Source organism: Sphingobacterium shayense (assembly GCF_013179575.1).
Taxonomy (GTDB): domain Bacteria; phylum Bacteroidota; class Bacteroidia; order Sphingobacteriales; family Sphingobacteriaceae; genus Sphingobacterium; species Sphingobacterium shayense.
Map to the genome: position 1 here is coordinate 1 of NZ_JABMCQ010000182.1, position 7,965 is coordinate 7,965.

General features: G+C 39.8%; 8 protein-coding genes and 1 pseudogene. 3 read left to right on the plus strand and 6 right to left on the minus strand.

Annotated features, from left to right (window positions below):
* Positions 1-696, plus strand: a pseudogene (locus HP439_RS16355) (ATP-binding protein); the annotation flags it as partial.
* Between the two features lie 309 nt (positions 697-1,005).
* Here HP439_RS16355 and idi read toward each other — a convergent pair.
* The 6 genes from idi to HP439_RS16385 form a co-directional block, all read right to left on the minus strand.
* Positions 1,006-1,536 (minus strand): isopentenyl-diphosphate Delta-isomerase, encoded by a 531-nt coding sequence (idi, locus tag HP439_RS16360; protein WP_172391417.1) that lies wholly within the window; start codon positions 1,534-1,536, stop codon positions 1,006-1,008.
* Between the two features lie 284 nt (positions 1,537-1,820).
* Entirely contained in the window at positions 1,821-2,087 is a 267-nt protein-coding gene (locus HP439_RS16365; protein WP_172391418.1) for a SemiSWEET transporter, read from the minus strand.
* Entirely contained in the window at positions 2,084-3,175 is a 1,092-nt protein-coding gene (locus HP439_RS16370) for a sensor histidine kinase (RefSeq protein ID WP_172391419.1), read from the minus strand. The genes HP439_RS16365 and HP439_RS16370 overlap by 4 nt, the downstream gene beginning before the upstream one ends.
* A gap of 113 nt (positions 3,176-3,288) precedes the next feature.
* On the minus strand, positions 3,289-3,648 hold the full coding sequence (locus HP439_RS16375) for a response regulator (protein WP_172391420.1): 360 nt from the start codon (positions 3,646-3,648) through the stop codon (positions 3,289-3,291).
* Between the two features lie 182 nt (positions 3,649-3,830).
* Positions 3,831-5,300, minus strand: a complete 1,470-nt coding sequence (locus HP439_RS16380) for an ATP-binding response regulator (protein ID WP_172391421.1) — start codon at positions 5,298-5,300, stop codon at positions 3,831-3,833.
* Positions 5,301-5,702: 402 nt separating this feature from the next.
* Positions 5,703-6,008, minus strand: a complete 306-nt coding sequence (locus tag HP439_RS16385) for a TFIIB-type zinc ribbon-containing protein (protein WP_172391422.1) — start codon at positions 6,006-6,008, stop codon at positions 5,703-5,705.
* 311 nt (positions 6,009-6,319) lie between these two features.
* Between HP439_RS16385 and HP439_RS16390 the strand changes: the two genes are divergently transcribed.
* Both HP439_RS16390 and HP439_RS16395 read left to right on the plus strand, forming a co-directional pair.
* Positions 6,320-7,396 (plus strand): metallophosphoesterase, encoded by a 1,077-nt coding sequence (locus HP439_RS16390; RefSeq protein WP_172391423.1) that lies wholly within the window; start codon positions 6,320-6,322, stop codon positions 7,394-7,396.
* 109 nt (positions 7,397-7,505) lie between these two features.
* A partial coding sequence (locus HP439_RS16395; protein WP_281358208.1) for a ligand-binding sensor domain-containing protein occupies positions 7,506-7,965 on the plus strand: 460 nt, incomplete at its 3' end.

Sequence of the window (7,965 nt, forward strand, 5' to 3'; positions counted from 1 at the left end):
GAACTTTTAGAACACCACCGTACCATCGTGGATGATATTAAAAATCTCCTACCCTCTCCGCTTAAGTTTTTTCGCGAATATCTCACATATGGAGCATATCCATTCTCCATGGAGGGAGAAGCCGAATACCTCATGCGTATTCAACAATTGATCAATGTCATCATTGATTATGATCTCCCTGAGGCTCGTCCAATGGAGCCAAGCACTTTGTCCAAGCTAAAAAAACTGCTCTATATTATTTCTACAGCGGTACCGTTCACACCCAACATTTCCCGCCTAGCTGAGCAAATTGTTACATCAAGAAACAGGTTGCTTGAAATGCTGGATCTATTGGAAAAAGCGCAACTTGTTCGCAATTTGCGCAGTTCCGCTTTTGGCATATCTCTAATGAATAAACCCGAAAAAATTTTCCTAAACAATAGTAGCTTAATTATGGCACTAGCGGAGGGCCAACCCAATACCGGTAATTTAAGAGAAACATTCTTCTATTCTCAATTAGCAGGAGCTGGGCTTCGTTTGTCTTCCCCAAAAAAAGGAGACTTCTTAATAGAAAATCAATACACATTTGAAATCGGCGGAAAAAATAAAGGCTCGAAACAAATAGCGACAGAAGTTCAAGCATATCTCGCCATTGATGACATAGAATACGGAACCGAAGGAAAAATTCCGCTATGGCTCTTCGGTTTCTTATACTAGGAATAATGACAGTATTCGTAGTTATTCTGATAAAGAGCACGCTCTTTTTTTGCGCTAGCTTGCAACGAGCGACCACAATTCCCTATATATAACAAACGAAACGTTCCTAACACGTTCCTGCGTTTACTGCGGCTCGGGTACTTATAATTCTTACGGCGCCAGCGAATATCTGAACAAATATTTAAATAGTAAAAGATTTCAAATATTCGATAAAGATATCTCTTTGAATCACATTGCCAATGTCTTACCAAAAGAAATTAGAAACGATCCCCGTCCATTGTTGTTATCCTTTCCTAATCCGCTAATGCACTAATTCGAAATGGCGCGACGAATATCTTCAACAACCATAGGAAATGCTACTTTAAACCAATATGTGTAGCGTTCGGAATTTACAACTACGTCTTCGAGAATCTCTTCTATGGTCATCCATTTAAAATCCTGGACTTCACTTGGATTTATTATTGGTGTTTGGTTTGAATAGCCTACAAAGACGTAGTCATATTCGTACTCAATTAAACCATTTTCAACCTCCGCTCTATAAATAAAAGAATGCGAAAATTTTAATCGGGACATTATTCCCATTTCATATACTAAACGCTCTTGTGCGCTCAAAGCGACGTCTTCCTCCCACTGTGGATGAGAACAGCAAGTATTTGTCCATAACCCGGCGCCATGATATTTATGATCTGCCCTTTGTTGAAGAAGAAGCCGCTGATCGTCATCAAAAATGAACACGGAAAATGCTCGATGAAGCACGCCTTGCTGATGCGCCATTAACTTTTCCATTTCGCCAACAGCTTTATCGTTACTGTCCACTAGGACCACTTTATTTCTCTCCATATAATTATCTAGCGTCCGTTCAATTCCTCAATCGGACGTATACCGTGTTAATTTTCAATTTATCCACCCAACTCACTACCTATGAGCGTTATGCGTATTCCGAGACCCATCCATATCAAAAAGTAGCTTGCTTTTTGACAGCGATTGCGGCGCTATTGAGCTATTCCATTTTAAATTTACAATTTTCGCTACTTTATTTTATTTATTTCCCTCTTCAACAAGGGGCTACGACGTGCCAACCCCAAATGTATCGTTATAAATCAAGAAACATTCCTCTGGTAAGGCTATCCGACAGATGATTTACGGAACAAAAAGTAAGAAACCAACAACGTTATATTAACCAAAACCGAAAACGCATTTGATAAAATGATCGGCCATTCCTCTTTCAGCAGGCCGTATACGACCCAGGCAGAAACACCCGCTAACAACACTGCCACCATAACGGGAGATAGATTTTCCACATCACGTTCCTTTAACACTTTAATAAGCTGCGGAACCATTGAGATCGAAGTCAATATCCCAGCTACAATTCCAATTACAGTTTCCATCATTCCGGGAAGAATAGTCGAATAGCAGTCCATTCTCCCTCCAAGCTAGAAATCGATATTTCAGCTCCTAAACGAGACATTATGCGTTTTGCCAGGAACATCCCTAAGCCTTTCTTAGGGTTCTCTGATGAAGCCTTTTCATTAGGACTATATTCGAAAATACGAGAGATTCTACTTTTGGCTATACCAACTCCATTATCTTCGATATAATAGGCAATTCCATTAGATTCTTTCACGCTATATATCTTCACAAAGGGGTGCTCTTTAGGCTTCGAATATTTGAAAGCGTTACAAATAACATGAATAAAGACTTTGCTCGCCCCTCGCTCGTCACTATAAATAGGAAGTAGTTCACCAAACTCCAGATTAGCGTTATCCATTTGATTTTCTTGAATCCCCTCTTCGCACCATTCATTTATTTTACTAGCAACATCAATTGTCTGTTTCTGCATTTTATACGCACGGGCATCACTCAACTCGACCATATCATCCAAAATATGCTCTAGGTTAACCAAGGCATCTTTCATAATGCCGTACCATTGGGATATTTTTTCTTGCGATAAGCTAGAAGACTTGCTCAATGTGTCAACTCCGAGTTTTATGATCGACAATGGATTTTTTGCGTCATGCGAAATAGTGTGCGTAATATCTTCTAGATCACTGTTAAAATCAAGCTGCTCCTGTACTTGTTTCATTTCTTCCACATTCGTGTTCTTTTCGGACACATCTACAGCACTGATTAAAATAGCGTAAGTTTTGTTTTCAGGTGTCGTTAATGCTTTATATTCAAAGTCGAAATAACGTTTATATTTCCTTTTGCCGTTGCATATATGAGCCGGATGATTTGTTGCGCTGTAAGTTGTAGCGGTAGCCCACACTTTTTCTAGAATAGCTGAGAACCCCTCCTCTTTGAACCCTGGGAAAGCATCATTGAAACGCATATCCATTATTCGTCGTGTTTCGCACCAAATCTTAAGCATGTTTTCATTCGCGAACACAATGCGCAGTTCGGGCCCCTTTAAAATAGCAGTTGCTAAAGGTGAATGATCCAATGCTTTTAACAAATACTCGAGGTGATAGGTATGATCCATAGTGAAGACAACTAAGTCGTATGATAAATCTACAAAATTAAATTCAACATCAGAAGCAAAAAGCCGGACCAGCTTTAAGTCCTCGCATACAAACCCTCGCTAAACAGCTTTGGCTAGATTAACGAATAAATAGTATCAAGCAGGCGATCTAAATCAAAAGGCTTTGCTAAATAAGCATCAGCTCCAGCGTCCTTTGCTAATTGCTGGATATTGCTATTAGCCGAAATATATACGACCGGAATGCCGCAATACCTAGAGTCTTCTTTTAAGAGACGTGTCGCCGCTACGCCACCTATATCAGGTATCCAATTATCCATTAGAATAATATCGGGCGCATATAGTCCCGTTTTCTCAATGACATCATGCGATGTCTGAGAAACTTCTACTTTAAAGCCCGACCCTTCTAGAATAACCAAATAGGCTTCCAGAACAATTTTATGGTCTTCAAATATCAGTATTGTTTTATCAAACATAATAATTCATTTCCCCCATATACGGGTAAATTATCAAATAGTTTTACTTTTCTTCCAGATTTCTTCATTTTCAATCTGATGAAAGTCGTTCATACGATCTGCAAAAAGAACGGAGATATCGCACCAAAAAGGACAGTTAGAACCCAATATCTAAGTTTATCAAAAAAAGTTCGGACATATCGTTATTTAATAGGTAGTGTAAAATAAAAAGTTGAGCCCTCGCCCAGTTTACTGTTAACTCCCCATGTACCTTCATGCTGTTTCAATATCTCAGCGCAAATATAAAGCCCGAGCCCCAGCCCTTGGAATTTCATTGATGACTCGTCGACGCGGTAGAATTTTTCGAAAATGCAAGGTAATTTTAGTGGATGAATTCCAATCCCAAAATCCTGTACCTGAAGTTTTAATCGACCTTCCTCTAACTGGGTTTTTATAACAATCCTATTTGAGTCGGGGGCGTACTTAATGGCGTTTGTCAGAAAGTTGTTCAGCACCTGTTCGATACGAACTTCATCACCAAAAATAGGGTCGACAATTTGATCACCCTGGCGTTCGATGACTATATTTCTGTCAGGATGAGCCTCTACGACCGACTGTGAGGTATGCAATAGCGTGGCTTCGAAATCAAACGGAACTCGATTAATCTTTAACTTACCGTTCTCAAGTTTAGAATTATCAAGAAGATCTGTGACTAAATTGCTCAGCTTCTCAACTTGATCCTTTACCCGCGAGATATACCCATACGTGGGACTGTCCTTTTGATTTTTCATGGAACGTTCAGCAAGCTGCGAAAAAACTTTAATACTAGTTAAAGGCGTCTTAAGTTCATGGCTTGCGATACTAAGAAACTCATCTTTTTTCTTCTCTATAGCCTTGCGATCGTCGATGTCTGTGAAAGTACCTACCCAGCGAGTGAGCTCTGAGCGACCTTTCATTGGCACTATTCGCAATAGGTGACAACGAGAAACGTTCGAATCCACCTCTTTTATATACACTTCACGTTCAAACAATTTCCCCTGTTCTCTGGCCAGTTGCCATTCTTGTATGTATGTATCCTGATCCGAGCCGGAGCCATCAAAAGAACCGTCCTTCGGAAAATATTGAAACCATCTTTTGTTTACAAAATCTATTTTACCTGTTTCATCCAGCATGAAGGCAATTTGAGGCAGTGATTCGAGAATCAAACGCTGTTGATCGTAGCGCTCTCTAAGCTCCTGTTCGGCAAGTTCCCGGATTTTCATTTCTTCTCGGAGGGCTTCCTGAGCCTCTTGGAGGGCCTTGGTTTGTTCGAACAAGCGGTAAAAAGTTTTCACCTTGAGTAGCAGGATATCCGAGTCTACCGGTTTAGTCAAATAATCTATCCCTCCCGATGAATAGCCTTTGGCTATGAATTGTTTATCGGCACTAGCTGCAGAAAGGAAAATTATCGGAATATCTTTGGTTTTGTTTAGACCCGTTAAGGTTTCGGCAACTTCGAAACCATCCATTCCGGGCATATGAACATCTAATATTATAAGTGCATAATCATTCCTGAGACTTTTCTTCAAAGCACTTTCTCCGGAAATGGCGGTATCGGTTTCAAAACCCTTTGCCCGCAATAATTTTTCAAGAGAATAAACATTCTCCGGTTTGTCATCAACGATTAGAATCATATTGTTTTCTAGGTATGAATGAGCGCTGTTTACACCTAATGCCGTGCCTTACAATAGGAAAAATAGAAACTATGCTAATATCAAATCTACAAAATTTTTGCCCGACTTTTGTTTACTCACGGTTCTTTTTAGGCTTAATAATCATCATACATCGAGAAAATTGATCGTCCGCAGGACTTGAACATGGAGCATACATTAAATGCGAATGAGGATAATATCGAACATCTTTTGCCGGTCAATCAAAATCGATGTCAACCCAAAACCGCCCGCCAAACAGAAAAGAAATATTCACAAAAATAGGGAAATCACGCAGGGCAACCTAAACCTTACTACCTTGCCAGCTGCGTGTAATCGAAATAAAGGAAATAGAAGTTAAATGCTATCCATTTCCTTTGTTAAATTTTAGTCGAAATCGAAGAAATCGGAAAGGAAAGATTTTTTCTTGCGTGGATGCTGGTGCTGCGAATGTCTACTTCGATCATCATAATTCCGGTCAGATCGCTCGTTATAATCTCGGCTACCGAAATCCCTGCGATCCTCATCTTTACGGTACGGCGCTGAATCTCCATTTTGTTCCGAAGCTATTTGCATTAGTTTATCTAGTTCACCTTTATCGAGCCAAACGCCTCTACAGCTTGGGCAATAGTCTATTTCGACGCGATTCCTCTCGGTCATCAGCAAAGTCTCATTACAATTAGGACATTTCATATCGTTTTATTTATAGTTTGTTACTATCTGATCTTTCCAATGTAATGAATTTACGCTCACAGGCTGGACTTTACCCTTAAAATTTAAGGTTTTTTAACATACAACTTAGCGAACAAACTGTTTATAATGTCCTCCGCAAAAATAACTTTCTTCAAACAAACCATTGATTCCCTCGCCTTATTTTCAGGAAAAATCAGTATTTTCACATACGAACAACGACAAGTGTTAGCCAGTTGGTCGGCCGAATAATAACGAAGCAAATCAGAGTATTACCGACAAATCACTAATAAATTTAAACCATAAACTTTTATATGAATTTCTCAAAACTCACGTTCCTACTTCTACTCGTCCTATCGAACTATGGAACAGATGCACAGATCCCTGCTTACAACGCACCTGCGCTAACAAATCAAGAATCCCAAACCTTGGTATTATTACCTGATCCCCAAACATATATCAAATTCGACTATAACCAACCGATATTCGACTTAATGCTTGAATGGGTTAATACCAACATAAAAACGCTTAACATTGCTTCAGTACTTTGTACAGGCGATTTGGTTGAACAAAATGAACATCTCTACCCCGATGGGGTCAATGGAAATCAAACGAGTGTTCAGCAGTGGCAGAGCGTATCTGAATCATTTAATGTACTTAACGGAAAAGTACCGTATTTTTTGACAACTGGCAATCACGACTATGGCTATCAAAGTGCTGAGAATAGAAAAACGTTCTTCGATGCCTATTTTCCAATCCAGAAAAATAGCAAAAACCAACCGCTTCTACGCGAAACAGGTACAAATGCCCAAGGCAAACCAAGCTTAACTAATGCGCTCTTTGAACTTCCAAAAATAGGCAACGAAAAATACCTTTTGCTTGTATTGGAATTCGCTCCGCGTGATGAAACGTTAGCGTGGGCTAGGGAGACTATAGCGCAGGAGAAATACAGTGACTACCGTGTGCTCTTGCTAACGCACGCTTATATGGAGTCGAACAACGAATACATCAAAACTGCTGGTTACAAGTTGACTGGACCAAATTATGGAGACAAAATATGGGAGAAATTAATCTATCCGTCAACAAACATTAGGATGGTATTCGCCGGGCATATCGGAATCCCTGACGATCCTAAAGGTCATATAGCATTTCGTACTGACAATAATGTATCAGGCAAAAAGGTACATCAGATGGTGTTCAATGCTCAGGCTCTGGGTGGTGGTTGGCATGGGAATGGTGGAGACGGTTGGCTACGACTTCTGGAATTCCTCCCCGACGGCAACACAATCAAAGTGAAAACATTCTCTCCATTATTTGCTATCTCTCCCGCGACCAGAAACCTTGCTTGGAGAAAAGACCCAGTCGATGAATTTACAATCCAATTGGATTGATGTACTTTTTTACATCGTGCGCAAAAAGAGGGCTCTAAGTTCAGCCGACGCAAAAAACAAGATGTCCCCAGATCAAAGAAAACTGGAGTAAGCGATTATACTAGACCATATGATGACTCTAAAAAAACGAAGCATAGCATTTTTTCTGTCCATTTTCCTGTGGACGATAATGGTCGTTTTACTTGTAGGCAATAAATCGCAGGCGCAACCCTATTCTTTTAAAAGATTAAACGTTAAAGATGGATTATCACAAAGTGCGGTGCTTGATATTACGAAAGATCGACAGGGATTAATGTGGTTCGCGACACGTTACGGTCTGAACCGTTACGACGGCGTACGATTTAAAATATACGAGAATCAAGCAGACGACTCAACATCTATATCTAACAATTATATCAATGCATTATATAGGGATTCTCGGGACCGTCTATGGATAGGAAGCCAAGGAGGGTTGGATTTGTATGACGAGAAGAACGATAACTTCAGACATTTTTATTTTTTTGAGAATTTCCGGAAAGTACACGGAATTTCAGTACTTAAAATTCGAGAAGATCATCGTGGTAATATTT

What these genes read in the sequence shown, in the direction of transcription:
- HP439_RS16370 (WP_172391419.1), bottom strand. Translation starts at nt 3,175, where the DNA reads ATGGATCATACCTATCACCTCGAGTATTTGTTAAAAGCATTGGATCAT.
- HP439_RS16385 (WP_172391422.1), bottom strand. Translation starts at nt 6,008, where the DNA reads ATGAAATGTCCTAATTGTAATGAGACTTTGCTGATGACCGAGAGGAAT.
- HP439_RS16365 (WP_172391418.1), bottom strand. Translation starts at nt 2,087, where the DNA reads ATGATGGAAACTGTAATTGGAATTGTAGCTGGGATATTGACTTCGATC.
- idi (WP_172391417.1), bottom strand. Translation starts at nt 1,536, where the DNA reads ATGGAGAGAAATAAAGTGGTCCTAGTGGACAGTAACGATAAAGCTGTT.
- HP439_RS16380 (WP_172391421.1), bottom strand. Translation starts at nt 5,300, where the DNA reads ATGATTCTAATCGTTGATGACAAACCGGAGAATGTTTATTCTCTTGAA.
- HP439_RS16390 (WP_172391423.1), top strand. Translation starts at nt 6,320, where the DNA reads ATGAATTTCTCAAAACTCACGTTCCTACTTCTACTCGTCCTATCGAAC.
- HP439_RS16375 (WP_172391420.1), bottom strand. Translation starts at nt 3,648, where the DNA reads ATGTTTGATAAAACAATACTGATATTTGAAGACCATAAAATTGTTCTG.